This is a genomic window from Streptomyces sp. NPDC021093, assembly GCF_044333135.1.
Taxonomy (GTDB): domain Bacteria; phylum Actinomycetota; class Actinomycetes; order Streptomycetales; family Streptomycetaceae; genus Streptomyces.
Genome location: NZ_JBIRQJ010000001.1, coordinates 543,169 through 560,748, shown reverse-complemented (window position 1 = coordinate 560,748; position 17,580 = coordinate 543,169). Strand labels below are relative to the sequence as shown.

Genomic DNA, 17,580 nt, shown 5'->3' with positions numbered 1-17,580 from the left:
ACCCCAGTTCGGTTGCCCCGGCGGTCCGGATAGGGTTCAGGGCATGGCGTCTCGTAGTACTCAGATCCTTGAAGCGGCCGCCCGGGTGATCGCCCGGCGCGGGGTCCGCGGGCTCCGCGTGGAGGAATTGGCCACCGAGGCCGGGGTCTCCACCGGCTTGATCTACTACCACTTCAAGGACCGCACCGGAATCCTGCGCCACACGCTGGAGTTCATCAACGACCGCGCCGAGCGGTACACCACCACCGAGGACCCCGACGCGGAGCCGCTCGGCCCGCGCGAGGAGCTGGAGCAGGTCCTCCTCCTGGAGCTCCAGGACACCCCCGAGGTACGGGAGAACAGCTCCGCCTGGGGCGAGCTGCAGGCCAGCGCCGTCTTCGACCCCGTGCTCCGCGAGGACCTCGCCCGCGCGACGCTGCAGTGGGTGCAGGAGGTGGCCGGGCTGCTCGGGCAGGTGCGGCCCATGGCGTCGGCGGCCTCGCTCGCCTCCGCCGCCGAACGGCTCACCGCCCTCATTCAGGGCCTGAGCATGCGCTGGCTGTGCGGCAGCCTCGGGATTGAGCACGCGCAGACGCTCGTGCGGGAGGCGATCGAGGTGGAGCTGGGCGGGCTGCGCCAGCTGTAGGGGGCGGGGCGGGGCCGGGCTGCCTCCCGGGGGGGGGTATCGCGCTTCCCGGGGTACCGCGCACCCCAGGGGTTCGATGCGCCGAATGTATTGACTGAATTTTCAGTCAGTGCCACAGTGAGCGCTCTCCAGCCCTCTCCCCTTCTCGCAGGGGGCGAAAGGAAGACCCCCATGTACGTCACGTACGCGAGGTCGGCATGCCGCTGACCCCCACCGAGCGGGACCGTCTGCTCCTGTTCACCGCCGCCGAACTCGCCAGGGCCCGCCGTGCCCGAGGCCTGCGGCTCAACGTCCCCGAGGCGACCGCGCTCATCGCGGACACCGTCTGCGAGGCGGCCAGGGACGGCCTGCGGCTGGCCGATGCCGTTCAGCGGGGACGTACCGTCCTCGGGCCCGACGACGTGCTGCCCGGCGTCGTCGACGTGGTCACCGAGGTCCAGGTCGAGGCCGTCTTCGACGACGGCTCCCGGCTCGCCGCCGTCGCCGAGCCGTTCGGCGGGCCGCTCGGCGACCGGGTCCTGAACGACGGTGCCCCCGGCGCCGTGCTGCCCGGTCCCGGCGCGATCACCGCGCCGGAACCGGTCGTGACCCTGACCGTGCGCAACACCGCGACCGTCCCGGTCAGCGTGACCTCGCACTTCCACTTCTTCGAGGCCAACCCGCGGCTCGACTTCGACCGGGCCGCCGCCTACGGGATGCGGCTCGCCGCCCCCGCCGGAGCGTCCACCAGGTTCGACGCCGGACAGTCCGTCGACGTGGGCCTCGTCCCGATCGGGGGCTCGCGCGTCGTCATCGGCTTCGCGGGGCTCGTGGACGGCCCCCTCGACGCGCCGGGCGCCAGGGACCGCGCGCTCGGGCGGGCCGCGGCCCGCGGGTACCTGGGTACGGACCGGTTGAAGGGGGCACGGGGATGAGCCGGCCGACCCGGCACAGCGACCACTGCGCACCCGGCGCGAGCCGCCACATCGACCCGTACGAATACGCCTCCGTGCACGGCCCCCGCGCGGGGGACCGGGTCCGGCTCGGGGACTCCGGGCTCGTCGTGCGCGTCGAGTCCGACTCGCAGCGGCCGGGCGACGAGTTCCTCGCGGGCTTCGGCAAGACCGCCCGGGACGGCATGCACCTCAAGGCCGCCGCCGTCCGCGAGACCTGCGACGTCGTGATCACCAACGTCCTCGTCATCGACGCCGTGCAGGGCATCCGCAAGACGTCGATCGGGATACGGGAGGGGCGGATCCACGCGATCGGGCGGGCGGGCAACCCCGACACCCTCGACGGGGTCGACGTCGTCGTCTCCACCGGGACGACGATGATTCCGGGCGAGGGTCTGATCGCCACCGCCGGAGCCGTCGACACGCATGTCCACCTCCTCTCCCCGCGGATCATGGAGGCGTCGCTCGCCAGCGGCGTCACCACGATCATCGGTCAGGAGATCGGGCCCAGCTGGGGCGTCGGCGTCAACTCGCCCTGGGCGCTGCGCCACGCCTTCAGCGCCTTCGACGCCTGGCCCGTCAACATCGGCTTCCTGGCCCGGGGTTCGTCGTCGGACGGTGCACCCCTCGTCGAGGCGCTCGCCGAGGGCGGGGCCTCCGGATTCAAGGTTCACGAGGACATGGGGGCGCACGCACGTGCGCTGGACACCGCGCTCAGGGTCGCCGAGGAACACGATGTCCAAGTGGCCCTGCACAGCGACGGGTTGAACGAGTGCCTGTCCGTCGAGGACACCCTCAAGGTCCTCGAAGGCCGTACGATCCACGCCTTCCACATCGAGGGCTGCGGCGGCGGACACGTACCCAACGTCCTGAAGATGGCGGGTGTGCCGAATGTGATCGGCTCGTCCACCAATCCCACGCTTCCCTTCGGGCGCGACGCCGTCGCCGAGCACTACGGGATGATCGTCTCCGTCCACGCCCTGAAGACCGACCTGCCCGGCGACGCCGCCATGGCCAGAGACCGCATCCGGGCCGGGACCATGGGCGCCGAGGACGTACTGCACGACCTCGGGGCCATCGGGATCACCTCGTCGGACGCCCAGGGCATGGGCCGGGCGGGAGAGACCGTGCGCCGGACGTTCGCCATGGCCGGGAAGATGAAGGGCGAGTTGGGCCCGCTGGAGGGCGACAGCGCGTACGACGACAACGTGCGCGTCCTGCGCTACCTCGCCAAGCTCACCATCAACCCGGCCATCGCCCACGGCCTCGCCCACGAGATCGGGTCGATCGAGGTCGGCAAGATGGCGGACATCGTGCTGTGGCGGCCGCCGTTCTTCGGCGCGAAACCGCAGATGGTCATCAAGAACGGCTTCCCCGCGTACGGGGTGACCGGCGACCCGAACGCCGCCACCGACACCTGCGAACCCCTCGTCCTCGGGCCGCTGTTCGGTGCGCACGGCGCCACGCCCGCGGACCTCTCGGTGGCCTTCGTCAGCCGGGCCGCCGCCGAGTCGGGATCCTTCGGCCGGCCGTACGACGCCATGGCGACCCGCCGTCGCCGGGTCGCCGTGCGCGGCACCCGGGGCATCGGCCCCGCGGACCTGATCGGCAACACCCGCACGGGTGACGTCCAGGTCGACGCGCGCGACGGCCTGGTGACGCTGGACGGCACGCCCCTGCGCTCCGAACCGGCGGAAGAGGTCTCCCTCAGCCGCCTCTATTTCCTCTGACACTCCCTCTGAGCACTCCCTCTGAACACTTTCTCTGACGTTCCGTCAATCTCCTTTCAGCTGAGACGAGTTGAGCAATGACTGAGTTCCGCATGCCCGCAGAGTGGTCCGAGCACGAAGGCTGCCTGATGGCCTGGCCCACCCGTGTGGACCTGTGGGAAGGCGTCCTGGACGCCGTGCGGCGGGAGTACGCCGCCGTCGCCCGCGCCGTCGCCCGCTTCGAGCCCGTCACCATGGTCGCTCCACCGGGCTGCGGCGACGACGCCCGCGCCCACTGCGGCGACGGGGTCACCGTGGTCGAACTGCCCCTGGACGACGCGTGGTTCCGGGACTCCGCGCCGCTCTTCGTCCTGGACGGCGAAGGGCGCAGGGCCGGAGTCGACTTCCGCTTCAACGCCTGGGGCGGCAAGCACCACCCGTACGACTCCGACGACCGGATCAGCGCCCTGCTCCTGGAGCACCTGGACGTCGAGCGGATCCCCTCCGCCATGATCCTGGAGGGCGGGTCGATCACCGTCGACGGCGAAGGCACCCTCATCACCACCGAACAGTGCCTCCTGCACCCCAACCGCAACCCCGGCCTGAACCGCGAGCAGATCGAGGACGAGCTGAAGGCGCGGCTCGGGGTCGAGAAGGTGATCTGGCTGCCGTACGGCGGGCTGCTCGACGCCGAGACCGACGGGCACGTGGACGGGGTGTGCGCCTTCGCGGCGCCCGGCAGGGTCGTCGTCTCCCTGCCGGACGACCCCGAGCACCCCGACCACGCCCGGATGCGGGCCAACCGGGCGGTCCTGGAGGCCTCGACCGACGCCAAGGGGCGCGCCCTGAAGGTCGTCGACCTTCCGCAGACCGCGTTCGCCGAGGTCGCGGGCGTACGCGTGGAGGTCTCGTACCTCAACCACTACCTCGCCAACGGCGGTGTCGTCGTACCGGTGGCCGGGGTGGAGCAGGACAAGGCGGCGCTGGAGGTGCTCGCGGGGGTCTACCCGGACCGCGAGGTGGTCGGAGTGGAGGCGAAGGTCGTCGCGTGGGGCGGGGGCGGCGTGCACTGCATCACCCAGCAGGTCCCGGCCGTGCGGCACGGCGTCACCCAGCAGGTCCTCGCCGCACGGCACGACGTACAGGTCCCGGTCGCACGGCACGACGTCACCCAGCAGGTCCCCGCCGTGCGGCACGACGCGACGGAAGCGGGCGCGACGACATGACGACGACCCCACCACCACCCCGCTTCCCGCCGAGGCTCCGGCCAGGACCGCGTCGCAGGACCGCCCGCACGGCGCTCGCCGTGCTGCTCCCGGTCGCCGTGCTCGCCGCCTGCGCCGGGCCGCCCCGCGACAGGGCGGCTTCGTTCGCCCTGTCCGCCGGCACCCCCCGGGCCCGGGGCGAACTCGACTCCTTCACCTGGGCCGTCTATGCCGAGCCGCCCACCCTCGACCACACCGTGGCCTTCGACTACCCGCAGAACACCGTCCTCGCCAACGTCTGCGAAAGCCTGATGCGCTGGACGCCCGGACTCACCCTCGAACCCGGACTCGCCCGGAAGGCGTCCCGGCCCGACCCGCTGACCTGGGTGTACGACCTGCGGTCCGGAGTGCGCTTCCACGACGGGCGGACCATGACCGCCGACGACGTCGTCTTCAGCCTCGGCCGCCAGCGGGACCCGGCCAACGCGGCGGCCTGGGCGCAGAACTTCGAGAACGTCGCCTCGATCCGGAAGTCGGGACCGCTCCAGGTCACCGTCAGGCTGAAGAAGCCCGACTCGCAGTTCCCCCAGTACATGGCGACCGCCGCCGGAGTGGTGGCCTCCAAGGCCGGGGTGACCAGGGCGGGCAAGGACTACGGCACCTCCGGCGGCCTCGCCTGCACCGGGCCCTTCACCCTCGGCGAGTGGAAGAAGGGGCAGTCGCTCCGGCTCGACCGCTTCGACGGCTACTGGGGCGCCCGCGCCAAGTCGAAGCAGGTCGTCTTCCGCTTCCTCACCGACGCCTCGTCCCGTACGAACGCCCTGCTCAGCGGCGAGGCCGACGGCGGCTACCTGATCCCCACCGAGAGCTACGAACGGCTGCGGAAGAGCGGTGTCGGCACCCTCCACTTCGGGGAGGGCCTCAGCACCGTCAACCTCGGCATCACCCGTATGAAGGGGGCGCTCGGGGACGTCCGCGTCCGCCGGGCCCTCTCCCTCGCCCTGGACCGCACCGGGTTCGTGCACGCCGGCCTCGGCGGTGCGGGCACCGCCACCCACTCCCTGACCGCACGGGCCGCCTGGGCGGGGGCCGCACCGGGGACACGGAAAGCGGCATTCGGTCAACTGCCGCCGACAACAAGGGACTTGAAGAAGGCCAAGGCTCTCGTCGAAGAGGCAGGGGCCACCGGCAAGACCCTGACCGTCGCGACCAGTTCGATCGGCCAGGACGTCTCCCTGCTCGCCACCGCCGTCCAGGACGCCGGAAGCCGGATCGGACTGAAGGTCAGGCTCAAGTCCATCGCCCCCAACGCCTTCACGGCGCTCTTCACCGACCCCGGGGCGCGCACGGGCATCGACATGTTCCCGCTCACCTACTACGACTCGATCACCGACCCGCTCGACCTGCTGACCAACTTCAAGACCGGCGCCTACCTCAACTTCGCGGGCTACAGCGACAAGCGGTACGACGCCCTGGCCGACCTGGCCACCACCACCTACGACCGGGACCGCCGGCTGAGGACCGAGGCCGAGCTCCAGCGGCACGCGTCCGAGCAACTGCCGTGGATACCGGTCGCGGAGTGGCCCACCGCGCTCTTCCTCAACAAGAGGATCACCGGCGCGCCGACGAGCATCGCGTACATGTACTACCCGTGGGCCGCCGACGTGGGGGCCGCCCGCGCGGAAGCCGCCGGGGGAGAATCCGCCGGTGGGGCCACGCCATGAACTTCGTGAAGTTCGCCGTACGGCGCACCGCAGAGATGGCCGTCACCCTCCTCGTCGCCTCGTTCGCCGTCTTCGGCGCGATGTACCTGGCACCCGGCAGCCCCGCGAGCTTCCTGCTCTCCGGCCGCTCCGCATCCCCCGAGGCCCTCGCCGCGATCAACGCCCGTTACCACCTCGACGAACCGTTCGCGATGCGCTACCTGCGGTGGCTCGGCGACCTGTTCCAGGGTGACTTCGGCCGGTCGCTCACGTACCGCACCGACGTCTCCCGGCTCCTCGCCGACCGTCTTCCCACCACACTGCTGCTGGTCGCGATGGCACTCGTGGTGGTCGTCACCGTCGGCCTGCTGCTCGGCCGGATCGCCGCCGTGCGCGGCGGAGCCGTCGACTCCACCGTCCTCGTCGCCACCACCCTCGCCATCGGCACCCCGTCGTTCGTCGCCGCCGTCCTGCTCCAGGGGCTCTTCGCCGTCCGGCTCGGCTGGTTCCCCAGCAGCGGTGCGGGCGACGGTTTCCTCGACACGGTCCTGCACCTCACCCTCCCGGCGATCGCGCTCGCCCTCTACCTGATCGGCATGCTCGCCCGCGTCACCCGTACCGCCATGCTCGAAGCCCTCGGCAGCGAACACGTGACCGTCGCCCGCAGCCGGGGCGTCCCCGAACGCCAGGTCATCCGCCGCCACGTGCTGCGCAACTCCCTCGCCACCCTGCTCACCACCGGCGGACTCATCGTCTCCACCCTGCTGGTCTGCACGGTCCTCGTGGAGACCGCCTTCAGCATCGGCGGCATCGGCCAGCTCCTCGAACTGGCCACCAGCACCAAGGACTTCCCGACCGTCCAGGCCGTCTCCCTCCTCGTCGTCGGCCTGTTCATGGCGGTCAACCTGCTCGTCGACCTGGTCCTGCCGCTGGTCGACCCCCGGATCGCCCTCGGCACGAGGAGCGCAGCCGTATGACCGCCGTCCTCACCCGCAGGCCCGGACTCGCCAGGATCCGCGCCGCCGGTTCCGGCCGCTCCCCTCTCCACCTCGTCTGCCTCGCCTTCGCCGGCCTCGTCGTCTGCGCCCTGTTCGCCCCCTGGCTCACCCCCCACGACCCCAACGCAGTCGACCTGTCCGCCGCACTCGCCGGTCCCTCGGCCGAACACCCCCTCGGCGCCGACGTCGCGGGCCGCGACACCCTCGCCCGCCTCCTCGTCGGCGCCCGTACCTCCCTCCTCGGTCCGCTCGGCGTCGTTGTCTTCTCCACCGTCGCCGGCCTCGCCGTCGGGACCGCGGCGGCCTGGCGCGGCGGCCGGCTCGACGCCGTCCTGTCCCGCTCCACCGAACTCGTCTTCGCGTTCCCCGGGATGCTCCTGGCGATCCTCGTCATCTCCGTGTACGGGGAGGGCCTGCTCGCCCCCGTCGCCGCACTCGGCCTGGCCTACCTGCCGTACGTCAGCAGGCTCACCCGCTCCCTCGTGCTGGCCGAACGCGCCCGCCCGTACGTCAGCGCCCACCGGGTCCAGGGCCACTCCGCGCTCCAGATCTGTCTGCGCCACGTCCTGCCCAACATCGCCCCCGTCGTCCTCGCCCAGTCCACCGTCCACTTCGGCTACGCGCTGATGGACCTGGCCGGACTGTCCTTCCTCGGGCTCGGCGTGCCGCCGCTCACGCCCGACTGGGGCCGCATGGTCTTCGACGGGCAGACCGCCGTCCAGCACGGCTACCCGCTCTCCGCGATCCTGCCGTGCGTCCTCGTCGTGCTGACCGTCGTCGCGTTCAACGTGGTCGGGGAACGGTGGGCCGACCGTGTCGCCAGGAGGGACCGATGAGCTCAACCTCCGTACCCGTACTGGATGTTCACGACCTGCACCTCACCCTGCCCGGCACCGCCCGCCCCGTCCTCGACGGTGTCGACCTCACGGTCGGGCCCGGTGAGACGGTCGCCCTGGTCGGCGAGTCCGGCTCCGGCAAGAGCCTCACCTCGCGCAGCGCCCTGGGGCTGCTGCCGCCCGACGCCCTCACCTCGGGCACCGTACGGGTGGCGGGCGAGGACGTCCTCACCATGAGCGCCGACCGGCTGGGCGCCCTGCGCACGGGCAGCGTCGCCATGATCTTCCAGGACCCGCGCGCCGCCCTCAATCCGCTGCGCCGCATCGGCGACTTCCTCACCGAGGGCGTCCGTTCGGCCGGGGCGAAGAAGGAGGCCGCCACCGCCCGCGCCGTCGAACTCCTCGACGCGGTCGGCCTGGACGAGAGCGCCCTCACCAAGTACCCGAGCCAGGTGTCGGGGGGCATGCTGCAACGCGTCATGATCGCCGCCGCGCTCATGGGCGGCCCCGCCCTCCTCCTCGCCGACGAACCCACCACCGCCCTCGACGTCACCACCCAGGCCGAGGTGATCGCCCTGCTCACCCGGCTCAGGAGACACTTCGGCACCGGGTTGCTGTTCGTCACCCACGACCTCGACCTGGCCGCCGCGATCAGCGACCGCGTGTACGTCATGTACGCCGGACGGATCGCCGAGACCGGCCCCGCCGACGCGCTCTTCGCCCGCCCCCGCCACCCGTACACCGCGGCCCTGCTCTCCTCCACGCCCCGCCTCACCGCCCCAGGCGGCCGGCTCGCCGCCATCCCGGGGCAGCCGCCCGACCTGCGGACGCCGCTGACCGGTTGCGCGTTCGCGGACCGGTGCGCGCTGGCCACCGGGATCTGCCGGGAGCGGGTGCCGGAATTCGTACGGGCCCCGGGGCCCCTACCGGAACCGGCGCACCTCGCGGCCTGCCACCACACCGACCTGCTCACCGCCGAAGGGGCCGCCGCCGATGTCTGAGCCCCTTCTCCAGGTCACCGGCCTGCACCGCGCCTTCGACGCCGTCCGTGCCGTCGACGGAGTCTCCTTCACCCTGAACGAGGGGGGCTCGCTCGGCATCGTCGGCGGTTCCGGCTCGGGCAAGACCACCACCGCCCGCATCCTCGTCGGCCTGGAGAGCGCCGACGCGGGGGAGGTGCGGATACGGGGCCGGGTCAGGCCCCCGCGTGTACGGGGCCGGGCCCAGCGGCTGGCCCGCGCCCGCGAGGTGCAGATGGTGTTCCAGGATCCGTACCTCTCCCTCGACCCGAGGACCAGCGCCGAGCAGGTCCTGCGCGAGACGCTGCGCCTGCACTTCCCCGGCCGTGACCCGGGCCCCCGGATCCGCGAACTCCTCGATCAGGTGGGCCTCGGCGCCCGCGCCGCCGAGGCACTGCCCCGGCACCTGTCCGGCGGTCAGCGCCAGCGCGTCGCCATCGCCCGCGCCCTGGCCGTGGAACCGGCCGTACTCGTCCTGGACGAAGCGGTCGCCGCCCTCGACGTGTCCGTACAGGCCCAGATCCTCAACCTGCTCGCGGACATCCGCGCGCGGACCCCGATCGGCTACCTCTTCATCACCCACGACCTCGGCGTGGTCCGGTGCGTCACCGACGAGATCCTCGTCATGCGCCAGGGCGGCGTCGTCGAGGCCGGCCGCACCGCCGAGGTGCTGGCCGCGCCGCAACACCCGTACACCCGGCTGCTCCTGGAGTCCGTACCGCACCCCGGCTGGAACCCGGAGCGGATCGCGGAGGCCCGCCAGGAGCTGTCGGCTCCGTCAGGCACGTCCCCTTCAGGAGGCACACATGAAACGACCTGAGATCAACCGCCGCCGATTTCTCGCAGCCGCCGGGCTGACCGCCGCGGGCGCCGCCCTCGCGACCGCCACCCGGGCCGGCGCGCGCCCCGCCGCGGGCCCCTCAGCCGCGGGCCCCTTCCGCGTCCCGACCGAGGACGTCCGCCACACCCGCACCTGGATGGCCTGGCCGGACAGCTCCGCGATCTGGGGCGGCCGGCTGGGCGGCGTACAGGCGGACATCGCCCTGATCGCCCGTACGATCGCGAAGTACGAACCCGTCGTCATGTGCGCCAACCCCGCGAGCGCCGCCAAGGCCCGTACCCAGTGCGGCAGTTCGGTCGCCGTCCTCACCACCGTCCCCGTCGACGACTGCTGGATGCGCGACTCGGGACCCGTCTTCCGCACCGACGGGGCGGGCGGCCTCGACACGGTGGGCCTGAACTTCAACGGCTGGGGCAACAAGCAGACCCACGCCAGGGACGCCCTCGTGGCCGAACGGGTCGCCTCCTACGTGGGCGTGCCGTTCACCCGCGCCGACCTGGTCGGCGAGGGCGGTGCGATCGAGCAGGACGGCGACGGCACCCTGATGGCGACCCGCAGCAGCCTGGTGAACCGCAACCGCAACCCCGGACGGTCGGAGCGGCAGCTGGAGACGGCGATGTGTGCCGCGTACGGCGCGTCCAAGGTGATCTGGTTCGACGGGGTCCGCGGCCAGGACATCACCGACGACCACGTCGACGCGACGTCCCGCTTCCTGGCCGCGGGCGAGGCCCTCGTCCAGCTGCCCCTCGCATCGGACGACGACGCCTACGCCCGCGACGCCCGGCAGCAGCACCGCATCCTGTCCGCCTCGACGACCGCCGCCGGGCTCCCGATGGACGTCATGGAGCTCCAGGGCCCGGACTACGACAGGATCCGCTCCACCGACCCCGCCTTCCTCGCCTCCTACGCCAACTTCTACCTCTGCAACGGGGCCGTCATCAGCGCCCACTTCGGCGACGGGGCGGCGGACCGGGCGGCGAAGGCGACCCTGTCCCGCCTCTACCCGGACCGCGTCGTCGAGCAGCTGAACACCGACCGGTTGGGCGCGGGAGGCGGCGGCATCCACTGCGTCACACAGCAGCAGCCGGTGACCTAGCGCACCGGCTCCGCTTCCGGCTCCGTGACCGCCTGTGCATCCGGCTCCCCCGGCTCTCCCGGCTCCCCCGACTCTCCCGGCTCTCCCGACTCTCCCGGCTCCCCCGGTCCGCCGAGCTGGTCGCGCACGTAGTTCCAGATCACCGCGATCAGCGCGGCCGCCGGTACGGCGAGCAGGCTGCCGACCACTCCGGCCAGGCTGCTGCCCAGTACCACCACCATCAGGACCACCGCAGCGTGCAGTCCGAGCCCGCGGCTCTGGATCATGGGCTGGAACACGTTGCCCTCCAGCTGCTGCACCACGACGATGATCGCGAGCACGATCAGCGCGTCCGTCGGACCGTTCGACACCCATGCGATGAGGACCGCGACGAAGCCGGCGAAGAAGGCGCCGACGATCGGTACGAACGCGGACACGAAGGTCAGCACCGCCAGCGGCAGCACCAGGGGCACGCCCAGGATCCACAGACCGATGCCGATGAGGACGGCGTCGAGCAGACCGACGATCGCCTGGGAACGGACGAACGTGCCCAGCGTGGCCCAGCAGCGCGCGGCCACGACCGGGACGTCGGTGGCGAACCGGCCGGGCAGCTGACGGGTGAGCCACGGCAGGAAGCGCGGGCCGTCCTTGAGGAAGAAGAACATCAGGAAGAGCGCCAGCACCGCGGTGACCAGGCTGTTCACCACGGTGCTCACACCCGTGCCGAAGACGCTGACCACGCTGCCGACACTGTGCTGCAGCCGCTCGACCGCCGCGTCGAGGACGCCGGTGAGCTGGTCGTCGCCGATGTTCAGCGGCGGCCCGGAGGCCCACTCGCGCAGCTGCTGGAGACCCGCGATCACTCCGTCGGTCAGCTGGCCGGACTCGGACGCGACCGGCACCGCGATCAGCGCCAGGATGCCCAGGAAGAGCAGGAGGAAGAGCACGGTCACCAGTGAGGCGGCGAGCGCGGGCCGCCAGCCGTGCCTGCGCAGGAACCGGACCGGCGGCCAGGTCAGCGTGGTGAGGAACAGGGCCACGACGACCGGCCAGACCACCGACCACATCTGGCCGAGCAGCCACAGGGCCACCGCGGCCATCGCCAGGACCAGCAGCAGGTCGACCGATATGCGTGCCGACCGCCGGAGCGCGGTCGCGGATTTCGCAGAACTCAACATGTCTGGACATTCTGCCAGCCGCCGCACCCCCGGCCGCATCTTCCGCAACTCCCGTGAGGCGAAGGGGAGTTGACTTGACCGACCGCCCGGCGGAACGACCACTCGGCGGGACGGTCAGTCGGTCGGTACGGCCTGGCGGTCCTTCAGCGCGCGGGCCTTCGCGTTCTCGATGTGCTGCCGCATCCGGTCGGCCGCACCCTCGGCGTCCCCGGCGGCCAGCGCGTCGTACACGGCGGCGTGGTCGTGGGCGGGGGACTCCGCGTCGGACGAGCCGAGCTCGGTGAACAGCCGGAAGCGCTGCACATGGCCGCCCAGCGAGCGGTAGGCCGACTCCAGGAACGGATTGGCGGACTGCTTGGCGATCAGGAAGTGGAAGCGCTCGTCGGCCGACAGGTAGGCGCGCACCGTCGCGGCGCCGCCGTCCGCCGCACAGCGCCGCAGGTCCTCGATGCTGGCCGCGACGTCCTGGAGGAATTCGGGGGTGGTGCGCAGGCCCGCCTCGTAGGTGAGGGTCGGCTCCAGGACCAGGCGCGCGTCCATCAGCTTGATCAGCTCGGTCTCGCTGAAGAGCGGGGCCACGCGGTAGCCCTTGAGCGCCTCGCGGCGGACAAGGCCGGTGTGTTCGAGCCGGGCGAGCGCTTCGCGCAGGGGGGTCTGGCTGACGTTCAGCTCGCGGGTGAGTGCGCCGATGTTGAGCGACTGGCCCGGTGACCACAGTCCGTCCATGAACTGCCCGAGCAGCACCTCGTACATCTGGTCGGCCAGGGGCAGCCGATCGGACGGGCGCGTAACCATGCCAGCCTCCTTCGTCGCCCGATGGTAGCGCGGCCCCTTCTCCGTGATCACATGCACTCACTCATCGCTATAGTATTCGATCGAATCCTATACTATAGTCAAGCGCGTTGAGCTGGACCGGATCACTGGACGCGAGAGCGCGGACAGAAGAGAAGAGACAGAGGACTCCCCATGCCCGTGCCGCACGCCCCGAAGGAACGCCCGCCCCGGGTGCTCGTCACCACTCCGTACCTCGAACCAGGCGGCGAGGTCGACCGGTTGCTCCGGGACGCCGGACTGGAGACGGTCTTCGCCAGGCGGGCCGACCGGGAGGCCACCGGGCGCACCCTCACCGACTGCGTCGCGGACGTGGCCGGCGTCGTCGCCGGCACCGACGCCTTCTCCGCCGAGGTCATCCGGGCGGCTCCCGGGCTGAAGGTCTTCGGCCGCTGCGGCGTCGGTTACGACAACATCGACGTGGCGGCGGCGACCCGGCAGGGCATCGCGGTCACCTGCACCCCGGGCACCAACCGGATATCCGTCGCCGAGCACGTCCTGGCCCTGATGCTGAACTGCGCCCGGCGCATCCCGCGGAACCTCACCGCCGTGCGGAGCGGCGGCTGGCCGCAGGAGAGCGGGCGGGAGCTGTACGGCACGACGCTCGGCGTCGTCGGCCTCGGCTCCATCGGCAAGACCGTCGCCCGCGCGGCGCTCGCGCTCGGCATGCGGGTCGTCGCCCACGATCCGCGGCTGGACGAGGACTTCCTCGCGGAGACCGGCGTCGAGGCGCGGACCGTCGAAGGGGTGCTGGCGGAGGCGGACTTCCTCACCCTGCACCTCTCCCTGGACGACACCACCCGGCATCTGATCGACGCCGCCGCGCTGCGCCGGATGAAGCCCGACGCCTATCTGATCAACACCGCGCGGGGCGGGGTGGTGGACGAGGACGCGCTCGCCGACGCGGTCGAGGCGGGCCGACTGGCGGGCGCCGCACTGGACGTGACCGAGTGCGAGCCGCTGCCGCCCGGCAGCAGGCTGCGTACGCTCGACGCCGTCCTGGTGACCGCGCACATCGGCGCCGCCACGGTCGAGGCGCGCGCCAGGTCCGGTGCGATGGCCGCGCGGCAGGTGATCGACGTACTGGCGGGCCGCGCCCCCGCCCACCTGGTCAACCCGGAGTACGCGAGCGCCGCGTCCGGCGTCGGGGCGCTCTGATGCGGGCACCGAACGGGCTGCGCTTCGACGCCAATCTCAAGTGGCTGTTCACCGAAGTCCCCTTCGAGGAGCGGTTCGACGCCGCGGCCGACGCCGGTTTCACCGGTGTCGAGTACGCCGACCCCTATCCGTACCCGGCCGCCGGGCTGCGCCGGCGCCTCGCGGACGCGGGGCTGCACCAGGTGCTGATCAACACACCGGTGGGCGAGCCCGGTTCACCGGAGCGGGCGGGTGCGGCCTGCCTGCCGGGGCGTACCGACCGCTTCCGCGCCGATCTGGAGCGCGGCCTCGACTACGCGGTCGAGCTGGGCAGCGACTTCCTGCACGTGCTGGGCGGAGTACGACCGCCCGAGGTCGGCCACGACCGCGCTTTCGCCACGTTCGTCGGCAACCTCGCCTGGGCCGTCGAACGGGCCCGCGGCACCGGGGTGTGCCTGGTCCTGGAAGCGCAGAACAGCCGCGACGCGCCCGGCTTCCTCCTTGACACCCAGGCACGGGCCGCCGCCGTCGTGGAGGCCCTGGGCGGAGAAGGGGACGGGGACGGTGCGCTCGGGCTGCTGCTCGACCTCTACCACGTACAAGTGCAGGAAGGGGACCTCGTCACGACGCTGCGCGAGCAACTCCCCCGGGTCCGGCACCTCCAGATCGCCGACCCGCCGGACCGGACGGAGCCGGGCACCGGCGAGATCTCCTGGCCGCGTGTCTTCGGCACACTGCTGGACGCCGGTTACGCGGGCTGGATCGGCTGCGAGTACCGCCCGGCGGACGGCACGGTGAACGGGCTGTCCTGGATCTCCGAACTGGCGGGCGTGGCCCGGTGAACGCCGAAGAGGAAGAGGCGGCCGGGGGCCGAGCGCCCCGCGCGCCCCGGATCGCGCTGATCAGTGCCGTCCCCTCCGCCGTCGCCCCCGCCGTCGCGGGCCTGGCCGAGGAGTTCCCGGCGGCCGAGGCCTGGAACCTGCTGGACGACCGGCTGTTGAGCGACGCACCGGCCGAGGGGCCGCTGCCGCCGGCCCTCGTCGACCGGATGCGCCGGCTGATCGGCTGTGCCCTGGAGGGCGGGGCGGACGGGGTGCTGCTGACCTGTTCGCTGTACGGCCGGGTCACCGAGGCGGTCGGGACGCGGGTCCCGCTGCTCGCGCCCGACACGGCCGCCTTCGCGCGGGCGCTGTCCTCGGGCTTCGGCCGGGTGCTGGTGCTCGCCTCGTTCGAAGGCGCGATGCGGGATTCGGTGGCGCGCTTCTCCGCCGCCGTGGCGGCGGCCGGTTCTGCGACGGAGCCGGTCGGTGTGGTGGCGCCCGACGCCTTCGACGCGGCCCGCCGAGGCGACACCGCCGAGCTGGCCGGAGCGCTGCACCGCGCATGCCTGCCGTACGCCGACGGGGCCGACGCCGTACTGCTCGCCCAGTACTCGCTGGCGCCCGCCGCCGCACCCCTGTCCGCCGCGCTCGGCCTGCCGGTCGTCTCCGGCCCGCAGGCCGCGGCCGCCGCCCTGCGCACCCGCCTCACCACTTACGGAGGGCCCGCATGACCGCACATCCCCACGCACCGGCCCCGCTCGGCGTGATCGCCGACGACTTCACCGGGGCGACCGACGTCGCCGTGGCCCTGCGCAGGGCCGGGCTTCGGACGCTGTTGTTCTTCGGGGTACCCGGCGACGGCACGACCCGACTGCCCCCGCACGACGCCCTGGTGGTGGCGCTGAAGAGCCGGATGGTGCCCGCCCCGGATGCCGTCAAGGCGTCCATGGACGCGTACGAGTGGCTGCGCGGGCAGGGCACGGGGCAGCTCTACTTCAAGTTCTGCTCGACGTTCGACTCGACGCCGCGCGGCAACATCGGTCCGGTCCTCGACGCGCTGGCCGGGGCGACGGGCGCCGGTCCCGTGCCCCTGACGCCGAGTTCACCCGAACACCTGCGGACCCAGTACCAGGGCCAACTCTTCGTGGACGGCGTCCTGTTGGGCGAGTCGCACATGCGCGACCACCCGGTGACCCCGATGACGGACTCGTACCTGCCCCGGCTGCTGCGGGCCCAGACGCGCGAGCAGGTGGAGCTGATCGGGCTCGATACGGTACGGGAGGGCCCGGCGGCGGTACGCGCCGCGCTGACCCGTGCCGGGGACGACGGCGCACGGTACGTGCTCGCCGACGGCATCGACGGGAGCGACCTGCGCACACTGGGCCTGGCCTTCGCGGACGCACCGCTCGTCGCGGGCGCGGCGGGTCTTGCCGCGGGACTCGCGCATGCGTACGCCGGGACGACGGCCGCCACGGACACCGGGTCGGCGCCCGGCGGGCCCGCAGCGGTACTGAGCGGGAGCTGTTCCCGCCGCACCCTGGAGCAGCTCGCGGCGCTCAAGGGGGCCGGCCGGCCCGCGTACCGTCTGGACCCGGTGGCCGTGCCGGACCCGGTGGCGCTCGCCGCCGCCGCGCTCGCCTGGTACGACGCACTGCCCGCCGGTGCCGACTCACCCGTCCTCTACTCCTCCGCCGAACCCGAACTGCTGCGCAGGACACAGGAGTTGCTGGGTGTGGAGCGGTCGGCCGCCATGCTGGAGGAGGCGACCGGGCTGATCGCGGCCGGGCTCGCCGGGCGCGGGGTGCGGCGGCTGATAGCCGCCGGGGGCGAGACGTCAGGGGCCGTGGTCGCCGCGCTCGGGGTCACCGGTGCACGTGTCGGCGTGGAGGCCGCGCGCGGTGTGCCGTGGATCCATCCGCTGGGCGGCAGCGGGCCGCCGCTCGCGCTGTTGCTCAAGTCCGGCAACTTCGGCGGGCCGGGACTGCTCGTGGACGCGTCCGCCCCGGCCTCCGCCGAGGGGACGGCATGAGTCTCCCCGCCGACCAGCCAGAGCGCGAAGACCTCATCGCCGTCGCGCGGGCCGTCGCCGCCCGTTCGCTGACGCACGGCAGCACGGGCAACGTCTCGCTGCGCGCGGGCGCCCACATCCTGGTGACGCCCACCGGGTCGAGCCTGGCCACCGTGCGCGCCGACGAGCTGTCGGTCGTCGACGCCGAAGGGCAGCACGTGTCCGGCGGCAAGCCGTCCAAGGAGGCGTTCCTGCACGCCGCGATGTTGCGCGCCAGGCCGTACGACCGGGCCGTGGTGCACACCCACTCCACGCACGCGACAGCGGTCTCGTGCCTGGCCGGGGTCGACCGCGACGACGTGCTGCCGCCGCTCACCGCCTACTACGCGATGCGCGTCGGCCGACTCCCGCTGGTGCCGTACTTCGCCCCCGGCGACAGCCGGGCGGCCGCCGCCGTCGAGGCGCTGGCCCGCGACCACGCAGCGCTGCTCCTCAGCAACCACGGTCCGGTCGTCGCCGCCCCTGACCCGGGACGCGCGCTGGAGGTGGCCGAGGAGGTGGAGGAGACGGCAAGGCTCTTCCTCCTGCTGCGCGGCACCCGCACCCGCCCGCTGACGGAGGCCCGGCGCGGCGCACTGCGCCCGGCCGACCGTTGAGCTGCT

Annotated in this window: 17 protein-coding genes; 15 read left to right on the top strand and 2 right to left on the bottom strand. The window is 72.6% G+C overall.

Features of this window, described 5'->3' with window-relative positions:
- Positions 1-43 precede the first annotated feature (43 nt).
- The 10 genes from ACH4SP_RS02605 to ACH4SP_RS02560 all read left to right on the top strand — a co-directional run bounded on the left by ACH4SP_RS02605 (position 44) and on the right by ACH4SP_RS02560 (position 10,964).
- Positions 44-625 carry a TetR/AcrR family transcriptional regulator gene (locus tag ACH4SP_RS02605; protein ID WP_398408413.1) on the top strand — a complete coding sequence of 194 codons (582 nt, stop codon included), beginning with the start codon at positions 44-46 and terminating at the stop codon, positions 623-625.
- 197 nt (positions 626-822) lie between these two features.
- Positions 823-1,539: an urease subunit gamma gene (gene ureA, locus ACH4SP_RS02600; RefSeq protein ID WP_398408411.1), complete on the top strand. Its 717-nt coding sequence runs from the start codon at positions 823-825 to the stop codon at positions 1,537-1,539.
- A complete protein-coding gene (locus ACH4SP_RS02595; RefSeq protein WP_398408409.1) occupies positions 1,536-3,287 on the top strand; it encodes an urease subunit alpha in 1,752 nt (583 codons plus the stop codon). The genes ureA and ACH4SP_RS02595 overlap by 4 nt, the downstream gene beginning before the upstream one ends.
- A gap of 77 nt (positions 3,288-3,364) precedes the next feature.
- Positions 3,365-4,492: an agmatine/peptidylarginine deiminase gene (locus ACH4SP_RS02590; protein WP_398408407.1), complete on the top strand. Its 1,128-nt coding sequence runs from the start codon at positions 3,365-3,367 to the stop codon at positions 4,490-4,492.
- The gene (locus ACH4SP_RS02585; protein WP_398408405.1) at positions 4,489-6,195 is read left to right on the top strand and encodes an ABC transporter substrate-binding protein; all 1,707 of its coding nucleotides are present in this window, start codon (positions 4,489-4,491) and stop codon (positions 6,193-6,195) included. The genes ACH4SP_RS02590 and ACH4SP_RS02585 overlap by 4 nt, the downstream gene beginning before the upstream one ends.
- Positions 6,192-7,151 (top strand): ABC transporter permease, encoded by a 960-nt coding sequence (locus ACH4SP_RS02580; protein WP_398408403.1) that lies wholly within the window; start codon positions 6,192-6,194, stop codon positions 7,149-7,151. The genes ACH4SP_RS02585 and ACH4SP_RS02580 overlap by 4 nt, the downstream gene beginning before the upstream one ends.
- Positions 7,148-8,008 (top strand): ABC transporter permease, encoded by an 861-nt coding sequence (locus ACH4SP_RS02575; protein ID WP_398408402.1) that lies wholly within the window; start codon positions 7,148-7,150, stop codon positions 8,006-8,008. The genes ACH4SP_RS02580 and ACH4SP_RS02575 overlap by 4 nt, the downstream gene beginning before the upstream one ends.
- Positions 8,005-9,009, top strand: a complete 1,005-nt coding sequence (locus ACH4SP_RS02570; protein ID WP_398408400.1) for an ABC transporter ATP-binding protein — start codon at positions 8,005-8,007, stop codon at positions 9,007-9,009. Before ACH4SP_RS02575 ends, ACH4SP_RS02570 begins: the two co-directional genes overlap by 4 nt.
- On the top strand, positions 9,002-9,847 hold the full coding sequence (locus ACH4SP_RS02565; protein ID WP_398408398.1) for an ABC transporter ATP-binding protein: 846 nt from the start codon (positions 9,002-9,004) through the stop codon (positions 9,845-9,847). The genes ACH4SP_RS02570 and ACH4SP_RS02565 overlap by 8 nt, the downstream gene beginning before the upstream one ends.
- On the top strand, positions 9,834-10,964 hold the full coding sequence (locus tag ACH4SP_RS02560; protein WP_398408395.1) for an agmatine/peptidylarginine deiminase: 1,131 nt from the start codon (positions 9,834-9,836) through the stop codon (positions 10,962-10,964). The genes ACH4SP_RS02565 and ACH4SP_RS02560 overlap by 14 nt, the downstream gene beginning before the upstream one ends.
- Here the strand turns inward: ACH4SP_RS02560 and ACH4SP_RS02555 are convergent.
- Both ACH4SP_RS02555 and ACH4SP_RS02550 read right to left on the bottom strand, forming a co-directional pair.
- A complete protein-coding gene (locus tag ACH4SP_RS02555) occupies positions 10,961-12,121 on the bottom strand; it encodes an AI-2E family transporter (protein WP_398408393.1) in 1,161 nt (386 codons plus the stop codon). The two genes, ACH4SP_RS02560 and ACH4SP_RS02555, sit on opposite strands and share 4 nt — an antisense overlap.
- A gap of 114 nt (positions 12,122-12,235) precedes the next feature.
- Positions 12,236-12,916 (bottom strand): GntR family transcriptional regulator, encoded by a 681-nt coding sequence (locus ACH4SP_RS02550; RefSeq protein ID WP_398408391.1) that lies wholly within the window; start codon positions 12,914-12,916, stop codon positions 12,236-12,238.
- 171 nt (positions 12,917-13,087) lie between these two features.
- Here ACH4SP_RS02550 and ACH4SP_RS02545 point away from each other — a divergent pair, with 171 nt between their 5' ends.
- Genes ACH4SP_RS02545 through ACH4SP_RS02525 form a run of 5 tightly spaced genes read left to right on the top strand, consistent with a single transcriptional unit; the run spans position 13,088 to position 17,574 of the window.
- Positions 13,088-14,110, top strand: a complete 1,023-nt coding sequence (locus tag ACH4SP_RS02545; protein ID WP_398408389.1) for a phosphoglycerate dehydrogenase — start codon at positions 13,088-13,090, stop codon at positions 14,108-14,110.
- A complete protein-coding gene (locus tag ACH4SP_RS02540) occupies positions 14,110-14,931 on the top strand; it encodes a hydroxypyruvate isomerase family protein (protein ID WP_398408387.1) in 822 nt (273 codons plus the stop codon). The genes ACH4SP_RS02545 and ACH4SP_RS02540 overlap by 1 nt, the downstream gene beginning before the upstream one ends.
- Positions 14,928-15,641: an aspartate/glutamate racemase family protein gene (locus ACH4SP_RS02535; protein WP_398408385.1), complete on the top strand. Its 714-nt coding sequence runs from the start codon at positions 14,928-14,930 to the stop codon at positions 15,639-15,641. Before ACH4SP_RS02540 ends, ACH4SP_RS02535 begins: the two co-directional genes overlap by 4 nt.
- Entirely contained in the window at positions 15,638-16,939 is a 1,302-nt protein-coding gene (otnK, locus tag ACH4SP_RS02530) for a 3-oxo-tetronate kinase (protein ID WP_398408383.1), read from the top strand. Before ACH4SP_RS02535 ends, otnK begins: the two co-directional genes overlap by 4 nt.
- Positions 16,936-17,574: an aldolase gene (locus ACH4SP_RS02525; RefSeq protein WP_398408381.1), complete on the top strand. Its 639-nt coding sequence runs from the start codon at positions 16,936-16,938 to the stop codon at positions 17,572-17,574. The genes otnK and ACH4SP_RS02525 overlap by 4 nt, the downstream gene beginning before the upstream one ends.
- Positions 17,575-17,580: the final 6 nt, after the last annotated feature.